23 protein-coding genes and 1 pseudogene are annotated in these 24,184 nt (G+C 58.3%); 7 read left to right on the forward strand and 17 right to left on the reverse strand.

What is annotated here, in order from left to right:
- The first annotated feature begins 72 nt into the window (after positions 1-72).
- On the forward strand, positions 73-738 hold the full coding sequence (gene elbB, locus ACZRMS_RS02045) for an isoprenoid biosynthesis glyoxalase ElbB (RefSeq protein ID WP_463993891.1): 666 nt from the start codon (positions 73-75) through the stop codon (positions 736-738).
- Here the strand turns inward: elbB and ACZRMS_RS02050 are convergent, their stop codons facing one another.
- Positions 739-1,191 carry a YaiI/YqxD family protein gene (locus tag ACZRMS_RS02050; protein WP_463993892.1) on the reverse strand — a complete coding sequence of 151 codons (453 nt, stop codon included), beginning with the start codon at positions 1,189-1,191 and terminating at the stop codon, positions 739-741.
- Positions 1,192-1,257: 66 nt separating this feature from the next.
- Positions 1,258-2,397 (reverse strand): PheS-related mystery ligase SrmL, encoded by a 1,140-nt coding sequence (gene srmL / locus ACZRMS_RS02055; RefSeq protein ID WP_463993893.1) that lies wholly within the window; start codon positions 2,395-2,397, stop codon positions 1,258-1,260.
- A gap of 494 nt (positions 2,398-2,891) precedes the next feature.
- Here srmL and ACZRMS_RS02060 point away from each other — a divergent pair, with 494 nt between their 5' ends.
- On the forward strand, positions 2,892-3,809 hold the full coding sequence (locus ACZRMS_RS02060; RefSeq protein ID WP_463993894.1) for a hypothetical protein: 918 nt from the start codon (positions 2,892-2,894) through the stop codon (positions 3,807-3,809).
- A gap of 116 nt (positions 3,810-3,925) precedes the next feature.
- On the opposite strand, the gene ACZRMS_RS02065 is transcribed toward ACZRMS_RS02060, so the two are convergent.
- The 4 genes from ACZRMS_RS02065 to abc-f all read right to left on the reverse strand — a co-directional run bounded on the left by ACZRMS_RS02065 (position 3,926) and on the right by abc-f (position 9,157).
- The gene (locus tag ACZRMS_RS02065) at positions 3,926-5,824 is read right to left on the reverse strand and encodes an FTR1 family protein (protein ID WP_463993895.1); all 1,899 of its coding nucleotides are present in this window, start codon (positions 5,822-5,824) and stop codon (positions 3,926-3,928) included.
- A gap of 66 nt (positions 5,825-5,890) precedes the next feature.
- On the reverse strand, positions 5,891-6,523 hold the full coding sequence (locus ACZRMS_RS02070; RefSeq protein ID WP_463993896.1) for a LysE family transporter: 633 nt from the start codon (positions 6,521-6,523) through the stop codon (positions 5,891-5,893).
- 166 nt (positions 6,524-6,689) lie between these two features.
- Positions 6,690-7,247 (reverse strand): mechanosensitive ion channel domain-containing protein, encoded by a 558-nt coding sequence (locus tag ACZRMS_RS02075; RefSeq protein WP_463993897.1) that lies wholly within the window; start codon positions 7,245-7,247, stop codon positions 6,690-6,692.
- The gene (abc-f, locus tag ACZRMS_RS02080) at positions 7,247-9,157 is read right to left on the reverse strand and encodes a ribosomal protection-like ABC-F family protein (RefSeq protein ID WP_463993898.1); all 1,911 of its coding nucleotides are present in this window, start codon (positions 9,155-9,157) and stop codon (positions 7,247-7,249) included. Before abc-f ends, ACZRMS_RS02075 begins: the two co-directional genes overlap by 1 nt.
- A 50-nt stretch (positions 9,158-9,207) precedes the next feature.
- Between abc-f and ACZRMS_RS02085 the strand changes: the two genes are divergently transcribed.
- On the forward strand, positions 9,208-9,672 hold the full coding sequence (locus ACZRMS_RS02085; protein ID WP_463993899.1) for a TIGR02444 family protein: 465 nt from the start codon (positions 9,208-9,210) through the stop codon (positions 9,670-9,672).
- Here the strand turns inward: ACZRMS_RS02085 and ACZRMS_RS02090 are convergent.
- Positions 9,669-10,607, reverse strand: a complete 939-nt coding sequence (locus ACZRMS_RS02090; RefSeq protein ID WP_463993900.1) for an AlgP family protein — start codon at positions 10,605-10,607, stop codon at positions 9,669-9,671. The genes ACZRMS_RS02085 and ACZRMS_RS02090 overlap by 4 nt on opposite strands.
- A 247-nt stretch (positions 10,608-10,854) precedes the next feature.
- On the opposite strand from ACZRMS_RS02090, the gene ACZRMS_RS02095 reads away from it, so the two are divergent.
- Entirely contained in the window at positions 10,855-11,520 is a 666-nt protein-coding gene (locus ACZRMS_RS02095; RefSeq protein WP_463993901.1) for an FKBP-type peptidyl-prolyl cis-trans isomerase, read from the forward strand.
- Between the two features lie 58 nt (positions 11,521-11,578).
- Here ACZRMS_RS02095 and rsd read toward each other — a convergent pair whose 3' ends face one another.
- The 8 genes and pseudogenes from rsd to ACZRMS_RS02135 form a co-directional block, all read right to left on the reverse strand.
- On the reverse strand, positions 11,579-12,049 hold the full coding sequence (gene rsd / locus ACZRMS_RS02100; protein ID WP_463993951.1) for a sigma D regulator: 471 nt from the start codon (positions 12,047-12,049) through the stop codon (positions 11,579-11,581).
- Between the two features lie 191 nt (positions 12,050-12,240).
- Positions 12,241-12,768, reverse strand: coding sequence for a disulfide bond formation protein B (locus ACZRMS_RS02105; RefSeq protein WP_463993902.1), 528 nt, complete (start codon positions 12,766-12,768; stop codon positions 12,241-12,243).
- Positions 12,769-12,996: 228 nt separating this feature from the next.
- Entirely contained in the window at positions 12,997-14,238 is a 1,242-nt protein-coding gene (locus tag ACZRMS_RS02110) for a heme biosynthesis HemY N-terminal domain-containing protein (protein WP_463993903.1), read from the reverse strand.
- Positions 14,235-15,362 carry a uroporphyrinogen-III C-methyltransferase gene (locus ACZRMS_RS02115; protein ID WP_463993904.1) on the reverse strand — a complete coding sequence of 376 codons (1,128 nt, stop codon included), beginning with the start codon at positions 15,360-15,362 and terminating at the stop codon, positions 14,235-14,237. The genes ACZRMS_RS02110 and ACZRMS_RS02115 overlap by 4 nt, the downstream gene beginning before the upstream one ends.
- A 16-nt stretch (positions 15,363-15,378) precedes the next feature.
- The gene (locus ACZRMS_RS02120; RefSeq protein ID WP_463993905.1) at positions 15,379-16,146 is read right to left on the reverse strand and encodes a uroporphyrinogen-III synthase; all 768 of its coding nucleotides are present in this window, start codon (positions 16,144-16,146) and stop codon (positions 15,379-15,381) included.
- The gene (hemC, locus tag ACZRMS_RS02125) at positions 16,143-17,084 is read right to left on the reverse strand and encodes a hydroxymethylbilane synthase (RefSeq protein WP_463993906.1); all 942 of its coding nucleotides are present in this window, start codon (positions 17,082-17,084) and stop codon (positions 16,143-16,145) included. Before hemC ends, ACZRMS_RS02120 begins: the two co-directional genes overlap by 4 nt.
- A gap of 114 nt (positions 17,085-17,198) precedes the next feature.
- The gene (locus tag ACZRMS_RS02130) at positions 17,199-17,945 is read right to left on the reverse strand and encodes a LytR/AlgR family response regulator transcription factor (RefSeq protein ID WP_463993907.1); all 747 of its coding nucleotides are present in this window, start codon (positions 17,943-17,945) and stop codon (positions 17,199-17,201) included.
- A pseudogene (locus tag ACZRMS_RS02135) lies at positions 17,942-18,073 on the reverse strand (sensor histidine kinase); the annotation flags it as partial. The gene ACZRMS_RS02130 and the pseudogene ACZRMS_RS02135, both read right to left, overlap by 4 nt.
- A 258-nt stretch (positions 18,074-18,331) precedes the next feature.
- Between ACZRMS_RS02135 and argH the strand changes: the two are divergent.
- Positions 18,332-19,726, forward strand: coding sequence for an argininosuccinate lyase (argH, locus tag ACZRMS_RS02140; RefSeq protein ID WP_463993908.1), 1,395 nt, complete (start codon positions 18,332-18,334; stop codon positions 19,724-19,726).
- Positions 19,727-19,794: 68 nt separating this feature from the next.
- On the opposite strand, the gene ACZRMS_RS02145 is transcribed toward argH, so the two are convergent.
- Positions 19,795-20,454 carry a glutathione S-transferase family protein gene (locus ACZRMS_RS02145; RefSeq protein WP_463993909.1) on the reverse strand — a complete coding sequence of 220 codons (660 nt, stop codon included), beginning with the start codon at positions 20,452-20,454 and terminating at the stop codon, positions 19,795-19,797.
- 124 nt (positions 20,455-20,578) lie between these two features.
- Between ACZRMS_RS02145 and ACZRMS_RS02150 the strand changes: the two genes are divergently transcribed.
- Positions 20,579-20,863 (forward strand): hypothetical protein, encoded by a 285-nt coding sequence (locus ACZRMS_RS02150; protein WP_048360602.1) that lies wholly within the window; start codon positions 20,579-20,581, stop codon positions 20,861-20,863.
- A gap of 8 nt (positions 20,864-20,871) precedes the next feature.
- Here the strand turns inward: ACZRMS_RS02150 and dibA are convergent, their stop codons facing one another.
- Positions 20,872-22,794: a phosphodiesterase DibA gene (gene dibA, locus ACZRMS_RS02155; protein WP_463993910.1), complete on the reverse strand. Its 1,923-nt coding sequence runs from the start codon at positions 22,792-22,794 to the stop codon at positions 20,872-20,874.
- A gap of 149 nt (positions 22,795-22,943) precedes the next feature.
- Here dibA and desA point away from each other — a divergent pair, with 149 nt between their 5' ends.
- Positions 22,944-24,128: a delta-9 fatty acid desaturase DesA gene (gene desA / locus ACZRMS_RS02160; RefSeq protein ID WP_048360652.1), complete on the forward strand. Its 1,185-nt coding sequence runs from the start codon at positions 22,944-22,946 to the stop codon at positions 24,126-24,128.
- Positions 24,129-24,184: the final 56 nt, after the last annotated feature.

Genomic DNA, 24,184 nt, shown 5'->3' on the forward strand with positions numbered 1-24,184 from the left:
GACTTCGCACGAAACCCTATGGCATCAAGCGCCAAATCAGGCGACATTAACGCCATGAACAAGGAGACCGACATGACCACCAAAAAAGTTGCCGTCATTCTTTCTGGCTGTGGCGTCTATGACGGCGCAGAGATCCACGAAAGCGTGATCACCCTGCTGCGCCTCGACCAGCGCGGCGCCAAAGTGCAATGTTTTGCGCCCGACATTACCCAACTGCACGTCATCAACCACCTGACCGGCGAGCAGATGCCCGAAACGCGCAACGTACTGGTGGAATCCGCGCGTATTGCCCGGGGTGACATCAAGGATATTCGTGAAGCCAGGGTCGAGGACTTTGACGCTCTGATCGTGCCGGGCGGGTTTGGCGCAGCCAAGAACCTCTCCAGCTTCGCCACTGAAGGCGCCGCGTGCTCGGTTCAGGTGGATGTCCTGAACCTGGCCGAGGCCTTTGCGCAAGCGTGCAAGCCCATTGGCCTGATGTGCATCTCCCCCGCCATCGCCGCCAAGATTTATGGCCCGGGGGTGATCTGCACCATCGGCAACGACGCCGATACCGCCGCGGCCGTGATCAAAATGGGGGGCACCCACGAAGACTGTGAAGTGTCGGAGATTGTCGAAGACAAGGCCCGCAAACTGGTGAGCACCCCGGCCTACATGCTCGCGCAGTCCATCAGCGAAGCGGCATCCGGGATCAATAAAATGGTTGACCGCGTGCTGGAGTTGACCCAAAAGGCCTGATCAGCCTCGCGACAGCCGGGTCAGGATACGGTCCAGCGAGTTGGCGAACGCCTGTTTTTCGCGTTCGCCATACGCGCCCTGCCCGCCGCCCATCTGGCCTTGCTCACGCAGGTCGGTAAACAGATTGCGCACCGCCAGGCGCTCACCCATGTTCTGCGGGTCAAACTCCTTGCCCCGAGGGTCCAGCGCCGCCACACCCTTCTTCACCAGCCGGTCGGCCAGCGGCACATCGCTGCAAATCACCAGTTCACCGGGCACCGCGTGCTCCACCAGGTAATCATCTGCCGCATCCGGGCCACTGGGCACCACGATCAACTTGACCAGCGCGTACGCTGGCTTGATCTGACTCTGCCCCGCCACCAGCACCACCTCGAACTGACGTTTGAGGGCGAACTTGATGACTTGATCCTTGGCGGCCTTGGGGCAAGCGTCGGCGTCGATCCAGACACGCATGGGAGTAACTCCTGAAAAAATGGGCTAAGGCTATCACCTGCAAGCCAAGCAGAACGGAGTACTGGCTCAACCCTTGATCTTGTAGCCTCCACCTTCAGCGCCTTCATGCAAAGCAGACTGAATACGCTCATATAATGCATTGGCTTCAAACGTCGTAATGGAACGTGAACAGTCCCGCAGTACAACCCGCAACAAAATGTTTTCTTGCCCAGGCAAAAGCCCAAGCCGTTCTATTGCCTGTGCGGGCAACTCATCCACAGCCCAGCGCCCTTTGACTTGCATTTCTTCAATCCAGGCCGAGCGATCACCCGCAGCCAGCAACATCTTTTCGGTCAGAACCTCTTCACTCAAGCCCGGCGTCACTGCAAGGGAGATATCACGCGTGATGCAAGGTAACCGCGAAACGGCCTGCCAAGGTTGCAAATCATGCATTTGGGCCTGAACACGATCATCAGGGTCGCGTAACAAGCGAATATCGGGTATGCCCTTGCGTAACATGGTCAGGCGGTCCAAGCCCATGCCCAATGCCAAACCACCATGCTTGGCAGGATCAATACCTAGTCGTTGCAAAAGCGAGGGTGCAATACACCCACACTCAAGCACTTCGACCGGTTGCTCCTGCGAGATCAGGTTCACCTCGATTCCGCCTTCGGTGTAGTGGTGCGGACTGTCACTGTATACCCACGCCATGTTGGGTACGGAACACTCAAGGATGTCACCCACCAGTTTCAGCAAATGCATGCGTGTTGAAAGTACTGGATCACCGAGTAGCCAAATATCCATCTGATGCGGCTCAGCACAGTGCCATCTGTCGCGGCTATCGCGCCTGAATGTAATACCGGGAGCTGCCAACAGGATGATCTCCCCTGCTTTGCGGTCCTGTGCGACACGCTGCAAAGCCCGTGGGATTTGACTGGTTGTTTGAGTACGCAAGAGCAAATGCTCATCCACCCAGCGCGTATGCTCACTGCCTAATGTGACTTCCGCAGGGTCATAGCCAAGCAACCCATAGTTCTCTTGGGCAGAAACAATTCGCGGGCCTCTAAGAATCTGGCCAGCAGGCCAACCCCGCATCACCAACCCCTCAAGTACCTCACTTAACAAAAGCCCGATGGCATGCGCTGGGTTGTCCAACTCTGTGAGATCGCAAAGTTCAAGAGCATCTCTAACCGAGCGTGCGCAAAGATATTTTTTTGACGAAAACATAACGATTCCTCGCCTGGATCACGGCAAATACCAATGAGTATTAAATAGAGAGCAAAATCTAGATCAAATACGCTTTAACTCACAACGAAAAATCAACAAAACCCTAAAGGCAGGTCAAATATCAGACAATACCTACATACAATGCCTACACTAATTTCCGAACTGACTAAAGAATGAACACAGCATAGAAAATCAATATAAAAATACAATAAATATCACTTCAGCCTGCCGGCCATTAGCCCTAACATACCAACTTCCTGAAGCGCTCAGGCATCAAACATACACTTCATACCATACGCAGCGAGGACAAATAATGACTAACTTGACTCTATCGAAACCAAAATTAAACCGAACCACATCCGACCCGGATAACTTCGGATGGGCTCCACTTGCCTGGGCTTACCAGCCAGATTGAGTGAGCAATATATGCACGTGAGCGCCAAGACAAAGAAAGAATATTAATTGGCGCCCACTTTCCCTTGGAGGGTATGCCTGTGCCTGCCAACAACTTTCCTTTCAACTTAAAAAACTCGTGGATCGTCTCCGACAATAATATTTTCCTTCAAAGGTGTACTGCTCAAGGCTTCAATACACAATCGCTTAATGAAATAGAGTATCTCCCAGCACAAAGTCTCGTCTTTGCCTTTTGCAATGAAGCCGCTAGACGCACCTTCGAAATTGCGAAGCAGACCCCTGCCAAAAGAAGTGTTTTTTGTGCGGTCTACGTTTTCGAAGCATCCGTTAAGAGTGCACTCTATGGGCTGGACCTTATCCTGAAGAGTGACTTTGACGATGCACTCCAAAAACAGCGGCTTGTCTTGACGCAACTTGATACCTGTAGGCAGTTCAATTTGGATGGGTGCAATTCTCAGGCTCGCGTCACTATTTCAGAGCAAGCCACCCCGTACGCCATGATAGAAGAAGATATAAGCAATGATTTTATACACTCAATAGCTGAGTTCTTTGAAGTGCACTATGCCCACATGAATATACATGCACCTTGCCCATTCCAGTTCACTGGACACCTGACAATCTCTGGTATTCTTACCGTACTTAGAAAGCCCCCCACAACAACAGATATAGCACTAAAGATAGCCCTGGAAAAACTCACCCATGATGTTGCACAACACACCGCACTGTTGGCGGTAGAAAACAATATCCTCATCTCATTCCGTGTCAACGATACAGAACACAAAGAATTATTGAACTGTGCGGCAGGTGCTCGGGGATTAAAGCTAACAGAATTTGCAGTCGGGGTGAATAAAGCTATAGCACCGTTTATTGATTATCGTATCAACGCTCAAATGAACGAAGGCATTAGCGGAGTGCATGTTGCATTAGGCGATGGTTCGACGGGTTACCACATCGACTTTCTAAGCCCTGGTGTGGCGTTCAATCCCTTACCAAGGTGAACAAACACACCTGCATTAGCGCAACAAATATACGGATTAAACTAGTCGTGAGGGATAGTTTTAACCGCTGGCAAGCCACACGGGGAGTATGCGGCTTACCAGAAATGCTTCAATGCTTACGAAGCCTGCACCCGGCGTTTTTCCGCCAGTTTGCTGCGGCTGTACAGCACGACAATCGCCAAAATGGCGACTGCCTGCGCACTCAGCGAGTACGCATCGGCGTGGATGCCCAGCCAGTCGAAGTCGAAGAACGCCACCGGCCGCGTACCGAAAATACCGGCTTCCTGCAGCGCTTTCACACCATGCCCGGCGAATACCACCGACAGCGCACACAACAGTGCCGCGTTGATGCCGAAGAACAGCGCCAATGGCAACTTGGCCGAGCCACGCAGGATGATCCACGCCAACCCCATCAGCAGCACCAGCGCCGTGGCGCCACCCGCCAGCACGGCGTTGTGCCCGGCCGGGCCCGCTTGCAGCCACAGGGTTTCGTAGAACAGGATCACTTCGAACAACTCGCGGTACACCGAGAAAAACGCCAGGATCGCAAAACCAAAACGCCCGCCGCCGCCGACCAGGCTGCTTTTGATGTAGTCCTGCCACGCAGCAGCATGGCGGCGGTCGTGCATCCACACGCCCAACCACAGCACCATGACGCTGGCGAACAATGCCGTGCAACCTTCAAGCAGCTCGCGCTGAGCGCCGCTGACGTCGATTACATAGGCGGCCAGCCCCCAGGTCGCGAGCCCTGCAACCAAGGCCAGCCCCCAGCCAATGTTGACGCTGCGCACCGCCGACTGCTGGCCGGTGTTGCGCAAAAAGGCGAGGATCGCGGCCAGGACCAGAATCGCTTCCAGACCTTCGCGCAGCAAAATCAGCAAACCCGAGACATAGCTCAAGGTCCAGCTCAAACCATCGCTGCCCAGCAGCCCGGCTGACTCTTTGAGCAAGGCTTTGGCGGTGCCCAGCCGCTGCTCGACTTGCTCGATCGGCAAGCCGTCCTGCAACGATTGTCGATAAGCCATCAGGGCTTTTTCGGTGTTTTTACGCACATTGGCGTCGACGTTATCCAGGGAGCTTTCGACCAGCTCAAAGCCTTCCAGATAAGCTGCTACCGACAGGTCGTAGGCCTGCTCACGATCGCCGGCGCGGTAGGCCGCGAGGCTCTTGTCCAGAGTGGCGCTGGTGTAGTCGAGCAACTGCGCCGGGCCGCGTTTGACCTGTGGCGGTTGCGCCCGCTGGGCACGGAAGGTCGCGGTCGCCTCGGGGCCTTCGGCCGCCAGCACTTCATTCGGGGTTTGACGGGCCAGGTCCGCCAGGTTGTAGGTTTTGTCCGCCTTGGCCGCCGCCGGATCGGCGCTCAAGCCTGCGATATAGGTGGCCAGGTCCCAGCGCTGACGCTCGTCCAGTTGATCGGCAAACGAAGGCATGTCAGTGCCTTCGACACCCAGGCCCAAGGTGTTGTAGATCGCGTAGAGGCTCAGACGGTCCAGACGCTGCACATCGCGCAGGTTAGCCGGAGGCGGCGTCATGCCGACACTGGCAGGGCCATCACCGGCGCCGGTTTCACCGTGGCATACCGAGCAGTGCTGGGCGTACAACGGCGCACCGCGGGTCGGGTCGGGGGTAATCACAGGCGCCTGGCTGACCTCGTAGGCCACAGCCAGCCGGGCCCCCAGCTGCCGCGCTTCACGGGCCACGGCGGCGCCTTCTTCGCGTTGTTCGATGGCGGCTTGCAAGGCATTCACGCCTTGGGTCAGCTCGGCACGTTCAGGGCGCTCTGGCAGGCCTGCGATCAAGCCCTTGAGTACGGTCAGAAACTCCAGTTGCTCGCGGTACTCGGTTTCATCGATGACCTTGCCGTCTTCAACAGTAGGCGGGTAGTCCGCGCCGATGTAGTCGATCAGATGCAGCGCTTGTGAGGCGCCTTCCGGGGAGTTGGCAGACACAGCAAGGCTGCACAACGCGAGCACTGGCAACATCAACCAGGCAAAAAAACGCGAGCGGGCGGTCATTAATAAATCCGGATGGAAATGAGAAGTAACACATTGTTCACTTCCAATGACCGCGACTCAAGATTTTTAGGTGGTAGCGCGGTGCAATGTCGCCAGAAAACCCGCAGCGCCCAAAAACAGGCCGGCAAAGGTGCGGTTCATGCGCCGCTGTTGTTTGGGGGTGCGCAGCAAACGCAAGACCCTGGACGCCAACCCGGTATAACCGGCCATGACAATCAGGTCGACGCAGATCATGGTGACGCCCAGCGTCAGGTATTGGGATACCAGCGGCGCATTGGGGTCTACAAACTGGGGCAGCACGGCGAGCATGAAAACCAGCGCCTTGGGGTTGCTGACGTTGACCAGGAAACCACGAAATACCAGCGCCAGCGGCTTGCCTATGGGGCGCACGGCAGCGTCATCGCTGAGGTCTGCTGGCAGGGCACGCCATTGTTTGACGGCGAGGTAGATCAGGTAGGCCACGCCGAACCATTTGATGGCATAGAAAGCGGTGGACGAGGCGGCGAGCACTGCGCCGACACCGGCGGCGACAATCGCGATTTGCAGCGCCAGGCCCAGTTGCAGGCCGAGGGCGTTCCAGTAACCGCGCCAGAAGCCGTATTGCAGCCCGCATGACATCGAGGCAATCGCGCCCGCGCCGGGGGACAGGCTGATAACCCAACAGGCAGCAAAGAAGGCCAACCACGTTTCCAACGACATCGCACACCTCGGACAAATGCTGTAACAAGTCCTTTAAGCTAATGCGCTGGCTGAAAATTGACTACTGATTTCTGTGGCCGCGGCCCAAGGCTGCGATCAGGGCCACCGGGCCTTCAATCGCAACCCGTCGCAACCTTGGGCCGCGGTTACAAGAGATGGCGGGGGGTTACATGTCACTTTCGCGCCAACGGCGTACCGAGCGCTGGAAGAACAGGCTGTTGGGGACTTGCACCATGCTGCTGCCGCTGCCAGCTTCTGCGGGCTCGATCAGGGTGGTGTAAAGCAGATTGATGGCCACGACCCGGCCTTTGACGCCCGGCTTGTCGAGGGTGTCGAGCAGCTCCACCACGTCGCCGATGCGAAACGGGCCCACCGTGAAGATCAGTACCGCGCAAAGCAGGTTGGAGAGCACGCTCCACATGGCGAAGAAGGCAATCGCCGCCACCGCCACAAATCCCGAGAGCGCTGTCCACAACACGGTGGCCGAGACGCCAAGGCGTTCCAGCACGACAATCACTGCGCTGCCCATGATGAACCAGCGCAAACCGCCCCGCAGCGGCATCATCAGCTGCGGCGGAAAAGGATAACGCTCGCCCAGACGCGTGAGGAAACGCGCCACAACGCGCTGCGAGAAATAGCCGGCCAGCAGAATCAGCAGAATCTGCAAACCGATCCACAGGGGTGCGATCAGTTCCGCCGGCAAGGGCAAGTGCAAGGCTTCCATCAGGACAGGGCTTCCAGTTCCGCCTGCATGGACTCAAGCAGCTCCAAGGATTCCATCCAGCGCTCCTCCAGCTGGCCTTCCAGCACTTTGAGCTTGGCCTGTTCAGCCAGCAAATCACGCAGCTCGTCTTTGCGGGCGGCCTCGTAAACCGCACTGTCGCCCAGGCTGGTTTCGATTTTGGCCAGTTTTTCGTTGACCTTGCCCAGCTCGCTTTCGAGTTTGTCGGCTTCACGCTTGTGCGGTGCCAGTTGCTGGCGCAACGCAGCAGCAGCCTGACGCTGAGCCTTTTTATCGGTCTTGTCAGGGTTGACCGGCGTGTTGCTCGCCGGCGCGTTGCGCAAACGGTAGTCCGCCAGCCAGCGCGCATAGTCTTCGAGGTCACCATCGAATTCCTGCACCTTGCCGTCGGCCACCAGCAGAAATTCATCCGTGGTGCTTTTGAGCAAATGCCGATCGTGAGACACCACCAGGACCGCACCGCTGAACTCTTGCAGCGCCATGGTCAGTGCCAGACGCATTTCGAGATCGAGGTGGTTGGTCGGTTCGTCGAGCAGCAGCAGGTTTGGCCGGCCCCAGGCGATCAGCGCCAACGCCAGGCGGGCTTTTTCGCCACCGGAGAAATTCAGTACCGGCTCGTCGATGCGTGCACCGCGGAAGTCGAAACCACCGAGGAAGTCACGCAGGGTTTGCTCACGCTCAGCCGGTGCCAGACGCTGCATGTGCAGCAACGGGCTGGCTTTGGAGTCCAGCGAGTCGAGTTGGTGCTGGGCAAAGTAGCCCACCACCAGATTTTCGCCACGGGCCAAGCGGCCCGACAGCGGCTCAAGCTCGCCTGCAAGGTTCTTGATAAGGGTCGATTTACCTGCGCCGTTGGGCCCGAGCAAGCCGATACGGGCCCCCGGAACCAGCTGCAGCTTGACCTTCTCCAGGATGGTTTTGTCGCCATAGCCCAGGCGTGCATCGGACAAATCGAGCAGCGGGCTGGAGAGCTTGACCGCCTCGCGAAATACGAAGTCGAACGGCGAATCCACATGGGCCGCGCTCAGTTCTTCCATGCGCTCCAGGGCCTTGATCCGGCTCTGGGCCTGACGTGCCTTGGTGGCCTGGGCCTTGAAGCGGGCGATGTAGCTTTCCATGTGCGCACGTTGCGCCTGCTGCTTCTCGTAGGCTTGTTGCTGCTGGGCCAGACGCTCGGCACGGGCACGCTCGAACGCGCTGTAACCACCGCGGTAGAGGGTGATTTTGCGCTGGTCTACGTGGGCGATATTGTCGACCACTGCGTCGAGGAAATCCCTGTCGTGGGAAATCAGCAGCAAGGTGCCGGGGTAGTTCTTGAGAAAGTCTTCCAGCCACAGGATGGCGTCGAGATCCAGGTGGTTGGTCGGTTCATCGAGCAACAACAGGTCCGATGGACACATCAAGGCCTGCGCCAGGTTAAGGCGCATCCGCCAGCCACCGGAGAAGTCGGCAACCGGACGGTCCATTTGTTCGTTGGTGAATCCCAGCCCGGCGAGCATTTTGCGAGCCCGCGCATCGGCGGTATAACCGTCGGCGCTATCCAGCTCAGAGTGCAGGCGCGCCTGAGCGGCGCCATCCTCGTCAGCCTCGGCCCTGGCCAGGTCAGCTTGCACTTGGCGCAAGCGCAGGTCGCCATCGAGCACGTAGTCGATCGCGATGCGGTCGAGGGTGTCGATTTCCTGCCGCATATGGGCAATCCGCCAGTCGGCCGGGAGCAGACAATCCCCGGAATCAGGCGTCAACTCACCCAGCAACAAGGCGAACAAGGTGGATTTACCGGCGCCATTGGCGCCGACCAGACCGGCTTTGTGGCCGGCGTGCAGGATCAGCTCGGCGTCTTCTAGCAGACGTTGCGGGCCACGCTGTAAAGTCAGGTTCAGAAGTCGGATCATAATGGCGGCGGAGTCTACCAGCTTCCCTCTCAACTGGCGCGAATTGCACTATGCAGACTGACCTGTGGAATTACTGTTTGAACCTCTATGCCCGCCCCGGAGTGGAGCAGGCATGCCTGCACTTGCAAGGCCAGGGCCTGGATGTGTGCCTGCTGCTGTGCGCAGCCTGGCTGGAAGAGCGGGCTGTGGCCTGTGACGAATCTCGTCTTGGGCAATTGAACGCCTGTGCCGGGCCCTGGCAACGCGAGGTCGTGCAACCGTTGCGGCAGCTGCGCACGGACTGGCGCAAAGCGGCCGCGCACGATGATGCGCTGGCAGCGCTGCGCGCGCAGATCAAGTCATTGGAACTGGAAGCAGAGAGGACGTTACTGCGGCGCCTGGAGTCAGTGACCCTGGGCTGGCCGACAGCTCAACCGCAAGACACGTGCGATTGGCTGCAGAGGGTGGCGAGCGATGCCGGCCACCCTGATTGCGACGCGCTGCACCCGCTGCGCGTCGCAATCAACCATGCTTAGGAAGCGCTGCCAGGGGTGGTAGCCGAGTTTGTTGCGGTAAGCGCAGGGGCAGCAGACGGTGTGGCCGCTGAAGGCGTAACAACTGGCTTGGCGGGCGCCGCAGCAGCAGGCTTGGCAACGGCTGGTTTGGCCGCCACTGGCTTTTTAACGGCAGGTTTTGCAGCCGGCTTGGCTGCCGCCCTGACCGCAGGTTTCGCTGCGACAGGCTTGGCTGCCGGTTTGGCAGATGCCGTTTTAGCTGCAGGCTTGGCTGCAGCTTTTACCGCAGGTTTAGCCGGCGCCTTGGCCGCGGCCGGTTTGGCTGCTGCGGGCCTGGCGGCAGGTTTTGCGGCTGCTGTTTTGGCCGCTACGGGCTTGGCGGCCGGTTTGGCTGTTGCGGTTTTCGCCGCTGCAGGTTTTGCCGTGCGGGCTGCTGCCGGTTTTGGCGCAGCGACTTTGGCGGCGGGCTTGGCGGAAGCGGCTGCCGGTGCCTTGACGGGGGCCTTGGCAGCTGTTTTGGCCGCAGGTTTTTTTGCGCTTGCCGCAGGCTTGGTGTCACGGGATGACAACGCCTTGCCCACTGCTTCTTTGACCCGGCCAATACCTTGGGCCAGCTTCAGGCTTTCTTGAGCGTCGCGCTTGAGTTGCAGGATATAAGTGCGCGTTTCAGTCTGACGGTCTTTGAGTGAGTCGAGCAGTTGCTCAAGCTCTTTGACGACAGCCTTGGCTTTGGTCTGAGCCTTGGATTTGCCGGCGTTAGCGGCATCCTGCAATTTGGCGCGAGCCTTGTGCAGTTTTTCCTGGGCTTTGCCACGCTGCTTTTCAAGTTTGGCGAGCAGTTTCTCAGCATCAGCCAACGCTTGGGAGCAAGCGTTTTCCAAATGCTCAAGCAGGCTGCCTGAGAGTTGCTGGAGCAAGTGCAACGGCGTATTTACGGGCTTCTTATTGGCCGACATGGTTTACCTCCTGGCTGAAGTGAGTGCGGCTCATACTAGACCTCTGCAACTACCGCCGCTAGGTCATGTTGACACTAAGGATAGCTGCCGGTTGCATGTCGTCTAAAAACTTGTGCTGGATCAATCTTTAACCGCCAAACCCTATAAATTCCGCGGGCGCTCCAACGTCTTTCAAACCCCGAATTTAATCATCGGCGCACGCCCGGGCGCTGGCATAATCCCCCGCACCTCAGGCCGGAGAGCTCCCATGCCGCGTTACCTCTTTTTGTCCTTGTTGTGCCTGGCGCCCTGGGCCCATGCTGCCCCGCCCCCAAGCCCCGATACCGCCCACGACCTTGCTTACAGCCTGGGTGCCAGCCTGGGTGAGCGCTTGCGCGAAGAGGTTCCACAGTTACAGATCAAGGCATTGCTCGAGGGTCTGAGCACGGCCTATCAAGGCAAGCCGCTGGCACTGAGTGATGAGCGCATCGAGCAGATTCTGACCGAGCATCAGGCCCGGGCGGACAACGCGCAAAACCCGTCCCGCAGTGACGTGGCACTTGGCGCCGAACGAGATTTTTTGCTCAAAGAAAAACAGCAGCCCCGGGCGCGAGAACTGGACAACGGCATCATCCTCACCGAGCTCAAGCCCGGCACGGGGGCAAAGCCCGGCGCACAGGATTGGGTATACGTGAACTATGTGGGCCGCCTGCCTGACGGTACGGTCTTCGACCAAAGCACCCAGCCGCAATGGTTACGCCTGGACAGCGTGATCGCGGGCTGGCGCAGTGCACTGGTGCAGATGCCAGTCGGGGCGAAGTGGCGGCTGGCGCTCCCTTCCAGCCAGGCTTACGGGGCAGAGGGCGCGGGGGATTTGATTGCGCCCTACACACCGCTGGTATTTGAAGTCGAGCTGCTGTCTGTCAAAAAATGACCTGCCCGGAACGAAAAAAGGTACGCCGTGGCGTACCTTTTTTTGACTCGACTACAGGTTAAGCCTGAGCAGCTTCTTTCTGTTTGTGCGCACTGTGCAGCACTTCGATCAAGCAGTCTTCAAGCTCAAAGCGCTCGTCAAGCAGAGCCCCCAGGATCTTGATTTCTTCTGCGAGCTTGTCACAGTCAGGGCGATGGGCTTTACCGTCGCAATGATCATTGAAGGCCAGAGCGGCTTCAGTAATCACGCTGATTCTCGGGTAGATGGTCTCTGCCAATGCTAACCCGCGCTCATCGTTGAAGGCTTTGGCCTCCTGATTGAGCTGCTCGTAAATTTCGAAATGACCTGCAGAAACGTAGTCGACCAGGATCTGGCAAAACTCTTTTTGCGGTCCACGCTTGGGGTTATTTTGCTGCTCAATCAAAGCAGCATAAGCCTTCACAAGTTTACGGCGCTCATGCAACCAGCGATCAACCAGCTGGTGGACGCCGTTGAAACGTTCCTGAGCACTCTCGCATCTTTCGAGCATGATGATCTCTCTTCCCTTGTGGGCCCATGCCACCCGACTTTAGCCGGGCCTATGAGAACCAAAACCTGCGCGGCTGCACCGGCATTGGGCGGCATAACTCCAGTAATACGTGCGGGCCAGATTATGCCCGCGCGGCAACTGCTTCAAGGTACGCACGAGAGAAAGTTCATACAAGCGTTTAATCCCGACTGCTACACCGCGTCGCAGCCAGGGGGTAATTTATCGCCATGGACTGTGCGAAAAATCTGGAAGATGCTCAACACAAGCAGGCCGATAAAGGCCAGCAAGCTGAGTTCGGGAGCGCTCAAGTCAAACACGCTCCAGTGAATATGCGTGCAGTCTTCGCCGCCCTGATAAATCATTGAAAAGAGCTCAGCAGGCGTCAGATCGTGCCAGGTACACGTCAGATCTGGCTGGCAAAACATCAGTTGTTCAGGCGGCAGCAGTTGCAGTTTCATCTGTCGCAAGGCGCTCGCCGCCCCCCCAAGCGCCAACAACGTGGATGCAATTGAATAGCACCGCAGACCTAAACGCTGCGGGCCATGCACATAAGCCACCAGATTGACGAGACAGAAACCCAGCAAGAAAAAGCGCTGCACCAGGCATAAGGAACAAGGCTTGAGCCCGGACCCGTACTGAAGGTAAAGAGCGCCGCCCATCACCAGGGTGCCTGCAAGAAAGGCTAAAAAGAAAACGAAACGTGAGCCTGCCAAGAACATGGCTTTTCCGTAACAAAAGAGACAGCTGGTTACGGTAGATGAAAGCCATTGGCCCTTTCAAGGTGCCCCTAAGCGGATAAATCTTGAAGGAATCAGGGAATTACCGACAGAAGACTGAAGCATTGAGCCCTAATCACGTAGGACACAGTGACCCGCACCCAATAAAACGGCTGACTGAAACAACCAGACGTATGTAGGGACACACGCCCGGCTGCCCGCTCAGGCCGCTTAAAGGCTCGTGGCTGTCGCCGGCAAAGGCAGGGCCAGCAAGCGCTCATCCAGCAGATTCAAACCTTCCTGAAACAGTTGATTGCTACGTTCCGTATCGCCCAGTTGAGCCAGCAGTCGCGCCAGCTCTGCACAGGTTTCAGGGTTGCGCTCAACCTTCAGGCTGCTTTCAAAATAGTCCCGGGCTTTGCCCCACAAACTGTTCTGCAGGCACAGACGCCCCAGGGTCAACAGCAAGCTCGCGTCACCGGAGTGGGCTTTGAGCCAGCCCTCAGCCGTCTGCAACTGCTTCACCGGATCGCTGCCGCGCAGCAAGCCATAGAGCCGCACGAGGTGGCTGTCGTAGTTGCGCTTGAGCGCTCCACGCAGGACCTCTTCGGCTTCGGCTTGCGCGCCCAACTGACGCAATTGCTCGGCGTAGGCCAGAACCAGCGCAGGCTCCTGACGCTGGGCCGAGGTGAGCTGTTGCCAGGCACGCTGAAGTGATTGCAACCCCGCCTCGCCCTCTGCTTCGCGATGCGCAGCTAGGGTCAGATTTTGACCCCAGGCCCGATGTTCCAGTTCTGCGAGCTCCTTGGCCGGTAATACCTTGTCTTTGCGCAACTCGGGCAGCAAGCGAATCAGAGCCGTCCAGTCGCCCCGCTGCTGGTGCAAGCGCTGCAACTGGCGCAGTACTTGAACGTTATGCGGATGGCGCTCGTGCATGGCTTGCAAGGTCACCAGCGCCCCATCAGTGTCGGCGCGGTCAACCTGCAACTGGGCATGGCTCAGGGCAATGGCCAGTTCGGCTTGGGGCTGACGCTCCAGCGCACGCTCAAGCAGGTTGTCGCTTTCTTCGTAACGCCCTTGCTCGTTGGCCGCACGTGCAGCCCCCAGATAGAAGAGCAACGGCTGAGGCTCGGCTTCGGCAGCACGGGCCAAATGTTTTTGGGCGCTGGCCCAGCGGCCCTCAGCGAGGTCCATCTGGCCTTGCTCGATGGCAAGCTGCACCCGACGGCTGCGATTGCGGCGCGACCATGGATTCACCAGCCCGGTAGAGGCCGTAACCAGCTCCACCAGCAGCTTGATCCCCCAGAGAAGCAACCACAGAACCGCCAGCAGCGCGAGGGTTGCCCATACGCTGGATTCATAGCGGAAGTTTTTATAGGCCACCAGCACGTAGCCCGCATCTTCAGCGATTGCCAGGCCGATGCAGGCCGCAGCTGCAATCAACAAAAACACAATCACATAGAAACGCTTCATGGAAGAGCCTCCTGGGCAGGGCTGGCCGCCGCTTTGCCCGGCTCGTCGGCACGGACATGCCGACGCTCAAGGTAAGCCTGTACCGCGCTCAGAGTAGCCGCGAGATCCGGCGTTTTGACCGTGACCGGTTGCTTACTCAGCTCAACCACTTGCTCGAGGATTTTTTTACTCTGCGGGTTATCCGCGTTGAAGTTGCCCTTGAGCACTTCTTGCGCCTGCGCCAAGGCCTGGATGTAAACCGGCTCCTGGCCATTGAGGGCCGCCCATTGTGCTTGCTCCAGCGCCAGGCTCAAGGCCAGGCGAACTTGAGTCAGGCTTTGGCCTGCCAGCAGTGGGCGCACATTTTTGTCTGCATTGAAGTCAATGCGGATGTAGTGCGAGATCTCGTCCCACCACTGCGACCAGCGGCTCGCGCCATCGCCGTCTGCCGTCAGGCTCGACAATGAATCGCCTTGATTCTGATAGGCAGGGGCCAGGGCATTGAGTTGTGCGACCTGATCACGCAAAGCCGCCAATTGCAGGAACAGGCCGGTGCGATCCGGCTGCTCAACGCTGCGCAGTGCCGTCAGGCTTTTAGCCAGCTGCTCGCGTGCGGCGAAAGCGCCCGGGTCGTTTTGCTCACGCAAAATGGCATCGGCACCCTGCACCAGCGCCTGGGCGCTGGTGATGTCCTGCAGCGCCGACAAGCGCAAGGTCGCCAAACGCAGCAAGTGCTCGGCCTCGGCCAAACGCCAGTCTTTACGGCTTTCGCCCAGTACGGTTTCGAGGCGCTGGTTCAGACGCTGCTGATCGCCTTGCAGTTGCACGACCAACTGGCGCTGATTATCCAGTTCGCTGGCAGAGGGCAATTGATTGAGGCGAGCCAGCAGTTGTTGCTCGCCCTGCTTGATCGACAGCGTTTGCGCGGCCAGGGCTGGCACGTCGCTTAACTGCTGTTCGGTGGTGGTTTGCAGAGTGCGCATCTGCCACACACTCCAGCCACCGACAGCGACACCGGCAGCGCCCAGCAACAGGGCGACTACGGCCAGGCCATTGCCACGACCCTGCGGCGCAGGGTCAGGCTTTTTAGCCGGCGCTTCTGGCGCGGGCTGTACGTGTTCTTTGGACAAGACTGTTTCGCTCACGAATCCATCCTTTGCATTAAAAAGCAGGTGCGGGATGCTCCCGCAGCGCCGCCAGCAAGGCCGTGGCGCTCGCGCCACGACAATCCACAACGTTTTGTGCCCCGGCGCTTCGTGCTATCTCAGCAACCCGAGGGCTTGGAACAAACAACGGTAAACGGGCCAACTGGGGCCAGGCATCGCCTGCCAATTGGCGTAAATGTTCAAAACCCTGCCCACTGCTGACCACCAGAGCGTTCAGGCGTTCCGCTTGCACACGCTGAGGCAGGATCGCCGCCGGGTACGAGGGCAGCTCGCGACGATAGAGTTCAAGGTAGTCTACCTGCGCCCCCATACCGCGAAGGCGTGAGGCCAGCATCTCCCGACCACCCTCGCCACGCAAGATCAGGACCTTGGGCTCAGCCCCCTGAATCGCCTGTTCAAACACCGGCATTGCCAACAAGGCCTCGCTGTCATCCCCGCATTGAGGGTAGCTAACATCAAGACCGTAGTCGGCGAGAATCTGCGCCGTGGCGGCCCCGACACTGAACCACTTCTGGGCAGGCATTTGCGGCCAGTATTGGCTGACCAGAGCCAAAGCCAGGCGTGCCGCGGGCTTGCTGACCACAATCACGGCGCAATATCGCTCAAGATGGGCGATCGGCTCCCGCTGTGCGTCAGTCAACACCAACGGCTGGATCGCCAGTAGCGGCAAGCTGCTGCTGAAAATCCCGGCCCCGGACAGCTCGTTCGCAAGCGCCGCCGACTCTTCAGCGGGCCGGGTCAACAACAGGCGCCAGCGTGTCACTCGTGTCCTGCCTCACCATAAACGGCTTGCAAGATAGCGCCAGCGCCTTGAGCCAGCAGGTCTTCGGCAACCTGCACGCCCAGCGCGGCAGCCGCACTTTGTGGTCCGCGAGCCTGGGCACTCAGCAACAGGCCACCACTGGGTTCCCCCACCAGGCCGCGCAACCAGATTTGCTCGCCTTCCAGTACGGCATAGCAGGCAATCGGGACCTGGCAGCCACCGTTCAGATGTTTGTTCAAGGCCCGCTCGGCGGTGACGCGCACGGCAGTATCCGCATGGTGCAACGGCGCCAGCAGGGCATGAATTTCGGTGTCTACGCTGCGGCATTCGATGCCCACGGCACCTTGGCCGCCCGCCGGCAAGCTGTCTTCGATGCTGATCGCCGAGGTGATGCGGTCTTCAAAACCGAGACGGATCAGGCCCGCCGCAGCCAGGATAATGGCGTCGTACTCACCGGCATCGAGCTTGGCCAGGCGAGTGTTGACGTTGCCACGCAGAAAACGGATCTCCAGATCCGGGCGGCGAGTCAGTAGCTGGGCCTGGCGGCGCAGGCTTGACGTGCCGACAATGCTGCCCCGGGGCAGATCGTCGAGGCTGGCAAAGGTATTGGAGACAAAAGCATCGCGCGGATCTTCGCGCTCGCAAATGCAGAACAGACCCAGGCCTTCAGGGAAGTCCATCGGTACGTCTTTCATGGAGTGCACAGCGATGTCGGCTTCGTTTTCGAGCAGAGCGGTTTCCAGCTCCTTGACGAACAGACCCTTGCCGCCGATTTTCGACAGTGGCGAGTCCAGCAGCTTGTCGCCACGGCTGACCATGGGCACCAGCGTCACCACAAGACCTGGGTGAGCCTGTTCCAAACGGGCTTTGACGTATTCGGCCTGCCACAGAGCCAGGGCGCTTTTACGGGTAGCGATGCGGATTTCGCGAGAGGACATGGATCAATCCGTACTGAAAAGATACGGCTGATAATAACAGCTCAGCCAAAGCAGCTTTGACTTGTATCAGAAAGTCCTCGGCCTCCCTGGCCCAAAACGGCGCGCCTGCGCCTTTTACAGCTGCTGCATCATCTTGCGCACACCCGCCACATGCCGGCGACTCACGATCAATGCATCACCGTTAAGCCCCCGAAGGAACAGCTGGAAATGCCCCAGCGGCGTGCGTTGCAGACGCTCGATCCGATCACGTGCCACCAACGCATTTCGGTGAATACGCACAAAGCGGTCACCGAACTCGTCTTCAAGGGCCTTGAGGGGTTCATCGAGCAAGACTTCGCCGCCCGCGTGACGCAAGGTCACGTATTTATGGTCAGCAATGAAGTAAATCACCTGGTCGATGGGGATCAGCTCAATGCCTTTGCGGGTTCTGGCACTGATATGGCTGCGCGGGCCACTGCCCGTTTGCGCAGCCGGGCGGGTGAGCGCGGCCAGCTGGATGCGGTTGGGCCGGTGGGCCTCTTTCAAGGCGGCGCTCAGATCCCCGGCACTGACAGGTTTGAGCACATAGCTGACGCCGCTTTCTTGCAAGGCCTGTACGGAAAACTCGTCAGGCGCCACGCAAAACACTACCGACGGAGGTAGCTCGCGTTCGCATAATTTGGCCGCAACCTGCAACCCGTCGAGGCCCGGCAAGCGGATATCGAGCAAAACGACATCCGGCTTCAAGCTTTCGATCAGGGTTAATGCCTCTTCGCCATTCGTGGCGCCAGGCTCCAGTAACGTATAGCCCCCAAGCGTGCTGAGCAAATGGCTCAAATGCTCGCGGGCCAGGGTTTCGTCATCAACGATCAGGACATTCATATAGCGCTGTATTCCTGCGTGAGTCTCGCACAAGGATAGCGTAGACAAGTGAAGTGACGACTGTCACGGCGATCCACGCTAAGACTAGCGCGGAGGCCAAAAAGTGCCGCAAGCCGCACAGCAAAATTCACCTGTATCCGTTTCTCGATTTAATACCGGATACGTCTGGCAATCTACAAAGACCTGCTATGACTGATCCATACGACCAACTGTAGACGGTTGCCAAGACGAAAGTATTCAAACGATACATTTCGTTTCGGAAATTTGTTTATACCGCACTTCACACTAAAACCTGCCGAGCTGCGTCAACGCCATGATTGGCAACCCTGTTATGATCCGCGGTAACTTTTTGTGTAACTCCCCCTCAGCCGATTACGAGCGAATCCATGAGCACCGACAAGACCAATCAGTCCTGGGGCGGCCGCTTCAGTGAACCCGTCGACGCCTTCGTTGCGCGTTTCACCGCCTCCGTCACTTTCGACCAGCGCCTTTATCGTCACGACATCATGGGCTCCGTGGCTCACGCCACCATGCTGGCCAAGGTCGGCGTGCTGACCGATGCCGAACGCGACAGCATCATCGAAGGCCTGAAATCCATCCAGAGCGAAATCGAAGCCGGCACGTTTGACTGGCGCATCGATCTGGAAGACGTGCACATGAACATCGAGGCGCGTCTGACTGACCGCATCGGCGTGACCGGCAAAAAGCTGCACACCGGGCGCAGCCGTAATGACCAGGTGGCCACCGATATCCGCCTGTGGCTGCGTGACGAAATTGACGTAATCCTGGCCGAAATCACCCGCCTGCAAAAAGGCCTGCTGGAGCAAGCCGAGCGCGAAGCCGAGACCATCATGCCCGGCTTTACGCACCTGCAAACCGCCCAGCCAGTGACTTTCGGTCACCACATGCTGGCCTGGTTCGAAATGCTCAGCCGCGACTACGAGCGCCTCGTAGACTGCCGCAAGCGCACCAACCGCATGCCGTTGGGCAGCGCAGCACTGGCTGGCACCACCTACCCGATCGACCGCGAATTCACGGCTCAATTGCTGGGTTTTGACGCCGTGGGCGGCAACTCGCTGGACAACGTGTCTGATCGCGATTTCGCCATCGAATTCTGCGCAGCCGCCAGCATTGCGATGATGCACTTGTCGCGCTTCTCCGAAGAGCTGGTGCTGTGGACCAGTGCGCAATTCCAGTTCATCGACTTGCCGGACCGCTTCTGCACCGGCAGCTCGATCATGCCGCAAAAGAAAAACCCCGACGTGCCAGAGCTGGTACGTGGCAAAAGTGGCCGTGTGTTCGGCGCACTGATGGGCCTGCTGACCCTGATGAAAGGCCAGCCACTGGCTTACAACAAGGACAACCAGGAAGACAAAGAGCCGTTGTTCGATGCCGCCGACACGCTGCGCGATTCGTTGCGCGCATTTGCCGACATGATCCCGGCGATCAAGCCCAAGCACGCGATCATGCGTGAAGCGGCACTGCGCGGTTTCTCGACCGCCACCGACCTGGCGGACTACCTGGTACGCCGTGGCCTGCCGTTCCGTGATTGCCACGAAATCGTCGGCCATGCCGTGAAATACGGCGTAGAGACGGGCAAGGACCTGGCTGAGATGAGCCTCGAAGAACTGCGCCAGTTCAGCGATCAGATCGAAGAAGATGTGTTTGCCGTGCTGACGCTGGAAGGTTCGGTCAATGCCCGTGATCACATCGGCGGCACCGCGCCGGCACAGGTGAAAGCGGCAGTGGTTCGCGGCAAGGCGTTGCTGGCCAGCCGTTAAGCCCCGCGAGCACCATCAAAAACGGGCACCCAAGGGTGCCCGTTTTTTATCCAGCGCCAGTGCGCCGGTTATTTCTTGCTGCTGATCCAGGCCAGAAACTGCGGCATGGCCGCTTCCTTGTCGGCGGCAATTTTCTGCACATGCGGGTTTTGCTCCAGCCGCTCCAGCAGCGCTCTGGCATCCGGCATGTCAGCCAGCAGGTCCAGACCGAATAGCTTGTGCCCTACGGCACAAGCCAGGTTGACGCTGAAGACGAAGTAAATATCCGCAACGCTCAGCGTTTCGCCTGCCACATAGGGTGCGAACTTGCCGTGGCGACCCAACGAGGCCATGCCTTCCAGCAACTCGGTACGGGCTTTGGCCTTGATCGCGTCCGGCACAGGCATGCCGAAAAATGCTTCGGCGTAGCAAGCTCGGGCAGGCAATTCGATATACAGCTCGATTTCTTTGGCCAGCGCCAGCACTTGCGCGCGCTCGAACGGATCAACCGGCAGCAGTTTCGGGCCTGGCTGGGTCTGTTCGATGTATTCCAGGATCACGCTGGTTTCGTTGATAAAGCCTTGATCAACGCCCAGAACCGGGACTTTGCCGCGCGGGCTGACGGCTAGCGCCTCAGGGGTTTGGCCGGCAAAAAACGGCACCTCGTCAAAAGGTACACCCTTCTCCAGCAGCGCCAGTTTGACCATGTTGTAGTAGTTGCTGACTGCAAATCCATAAAGCTTGAGCATTACAAAGCCTCCAGGCCGTGTTGGGGTTGGCTGTGCCTGTTATAGAGCTTCACGACTGAGCTGGCCAGCAGCATCACCCGGCTGAATACAGTTAGACTGCCTGCCTTTACTTAAGGAGCCTGCCATGAGCGAGCCAGTTGATATCGATAACGAAGAAGAAGAGTTCGCCGAGTCCACGCTGATTCAGGCCATTGAAAACCAGATCGAAAGCGACAACCCGCCTGCTGCCAAAGCCACGTTCAACAAGCTGACCCTGGTGGGCTACGAGCGCGACGACATCCTGCAGATGATGGCCCACGTACTGGCCGTGGAAATTGACGCGATCCTCGAAGAAGACCGCGCATTTAACACCGAGTGGTACGAAGCAGCCCTGCGCGCGCTGCCGACCCTGCCGCCCGAGAAAAACTGAGCCGCGGCTCAGGCGCGAATCACGGGGGCCCGCTGCCAGTCCAGCTCCTTGGCAGGCATCGGACGCCCGAACCAGTAGCCCTGACCCAGGTTGCAGTTGAAGTCGAGCAGGAACTGCGCCTGCTCGACCTGCTCTATCCCTTCGGCATGTACCTGCAGGCCCATGCTTTGAGCGAGCGCGATGACCGCCCGCACAATCGCCACATCGTCATTGTCCTCGGGCAAGCCCGCCACAAATCCCTGATCGATTTTCAGCTTCTGCACGGGCATTTGCTTAAGCCGCAACAGCGATGAAAACCCGGTTCCAAAGTCATCAATGGCCAGGCGCAAGCCCAGCGCCCGCAGGCGGTGCATTTGCTCCAGTGCGACTTGCGAGTTGTCCATCACGGCGCTTTCGGTGACTTCAAGCTCCAGTAATGCCGGGTTAAGCCCCGTGTCTGCCAGCACCGTTGAAACCAGCCGGTACAACTCAGGACGAGCAAACAGTCGGCTGGAAATATTCACCGCCACGAACGACAACTCCACGCCAGAGGCTTGCCACTGACACATCTGCCAACAGGCTTGCTCCAGCACCCAGGCATCGATTTCAGCAATAAGACCGGTACGTTCGGCGATCGGGATAAATTCCCCCGGAGACACCAGCCCCCGCAGCGGATGCTGCCAGCGCACCAGCGCTTCAACACCAATCAGGCGACTGGTTTGCAGGTCGTGTACCGGCTGGTAATACACCCGCAACTCTTGCTGCTCCAGGGCACGGCGCAAATCGCTGGCCACCTCGATCCGGTACTGAGCATGGGCGGTCAGCTCTTCGGTGTACAACGCGTAACCTTCCCGCCCGGCACTTTTGGCCTTGAACAGGGCCGAGTCAGCATTGCGCAGCAATTGTTCGGCATTCAATGCATCACTGGGGAACACGCTGATACCGATACTGGCACTGATAAACAACTGATGCTTGTCGACATTGAATGCGCCTTTCATGACATCCAGTACCTGCTGCGCCAGGGCAGCGGCCTGGCTCACTTGCGCGCAGCTCTCGACCAGCACGCCAAACTCATCCCCTCCAAGCCTGGCCACCGTAAAGCCCTTGCCAAACACACGGTACAAACGATCGGCGACCGCCTTGAGCAGCAGGTCCCCCACGTTATGACCAAGGCTGTCATTGATGATTTTGAAATGATCGAGGTCTATCAGCAGTAACGCGCAGCCGCACTGCTGGCGTTGCGAATAAGCCAGCGCCTGCTCGGTGCGGTCAGTAAACAACAAGCGATTGGGCAGGTCGGTCAGCGGGTCGTGGTGAACCAGCCGCGCCAGTTCGGTCTGGGAGTTTTTGATCGCGGAGATATCTGAGAAAACCGCGACATAGTGACTGACCTGGCCGCTGTCATCGGCGATCGCGCGCACGGTCTGCCACTGCGGGTAAACCTCACCGCTTTTACGCCGGTTCCAGATCTCGCCGTGCCAATCGCCGCTTTGCTGTAACGACTTGAACATCGCCTCATAAAAAGCCGGCCCGTGCCGCCCTGACTTGAACATGTTCGGCCGGCGGCCCAGCACCTCTTCGACCGGGTAACCGGTGATTTCAACCAGGGCGCGATTCACATGCACGATCACGCCGCGGCTGTCGCTGACCAGCACACCTTCGCGGGTGCAATCAAAAACTACAGCGGCCTGACGCAAGCGCTCTTGATCCTGACGCTGACGCTTCAGTCCCGCACCCGCGCCCAAAAAACCGAGCAGACGGCCACGGGCGAAAAAAATTATTACGGCGCTGAAAAGGGCAAATACATAGCCATTTACACGCTGCCAATGCGCTAACTGCGCTGAATCATCGAAATAACTGCTCAATAAATGATCAGTCACTTGCAGCCAGAAAACCGATAACAACCCGTACAACAAGGCCGCACGCAAGGCATCGCGAGAGGAAACAGACATAAGAAAGTTAAAACACCTACAAAAAAATGGGAATTATAGTGTAAGAAACATCCAGGCACTCTTATCTGAAAGGCCGACTGGTTTTATCTGGCTGCATGGTGATAATGCATGTTGCAGTTTTTTTCATCTTCCCGAGGGCCAAACAGCCTATGTGGTACAACGGTTTTCTCGACTTGTCAGCCTGGCAACTGGTGGCAGTCACTCTGTTGATGACCCACGTGACCATTATCGGTGTCACGGTTTATCTACACCGCTACTCAGCCCACCGCTCCCTGGAGCTCAACGGTGGCCTGAAACACTTTTTCCGTTTCTGGCTGTGGCTGACCACGGCGCAGAACACCCGTGAGTGGACAGCCATCCACCGCAAACACCACGCCAAGTGCGAAACCGTCGATGACCCTCATAGCCCGGTGATCAAAGGGTTATCGACCGTTCTGCGAAAAGGTGCAGAGCTGTATCGCGAAGAAGCGCAGAACCCTGAGACATTGCGTATCTACGGTAAAAATTGCCCCGAAGACTGGATCGAGCGCAATCTTTATTCGCGTTACAAAATGCTGGGTGTCAGCCTGATGCTGGTCATCGACTTGCTGCTTTTCGGGGCCATCGGCCTGACAATCTGGGCCATCCAGATGATGTGGATTCCAGTATGGGCGGCAGGTGTCGTCAACGGTCTGGGCCACGCGGTGGGTTATCGCAATTTTGAGTGCCGCGACGCCGCGACCAATCTGGTGCCGTGGGGCATCATCATTGGCGGTGAAGAGCTGCACAACAACCACCACACCTACCCCAATTCGGCCAAGATGTCGGTCAAGAAGTGGGAGTTCGATTTGGGTTGGGCCTGGATCAAAGTCTTCAGCTTTTTACGTCTGGCCAAGGTTCAGCGCGTTGCGCCTATCGCCCACCGGGTGGAAGGCAAAGGCAATCTGGACATGGACACCGCGATGGCGATCCTCAACAACCGTTTCCAGATCATGGCCCAGTACCGCAAGCTGGTCATCGCGCCGCTGGTTCAGCAGGAGCTGTCCAAGGTCGATCACTCGGTGCGCCACCAGTTCCGCCGGGCCAAGCGCCTGCTTTCCCGTGAAACCAGCCTGCTGGAAGAGCGCCATCACCAGCGTATCGAAACGATGCTGGAGCACAGCCACTCGCTGAAAGTGATTTACGAAAAACGCCTGGCCCTGCAACAGATCTGGGTCAAGACCAGCACCAATGGTCACGACATGCTGGCCGCGATCAAAGAATGGGTACATGAAGCAGAAGCCAGCGGGATTCAGTCGCTGCGCGAGTTTGCCCATCAGCTGAAAACCTACTCGCTGCGTCCTGCGGCCGTTTAGGAATAACCCTCACCCTGGCCGCCCTCTCCTTCGAGGGGGCCAGGGTGAGGGGCTTC

It is taken from the genome of Pseudomonas sp. B424, assembly GCF_055408345.1.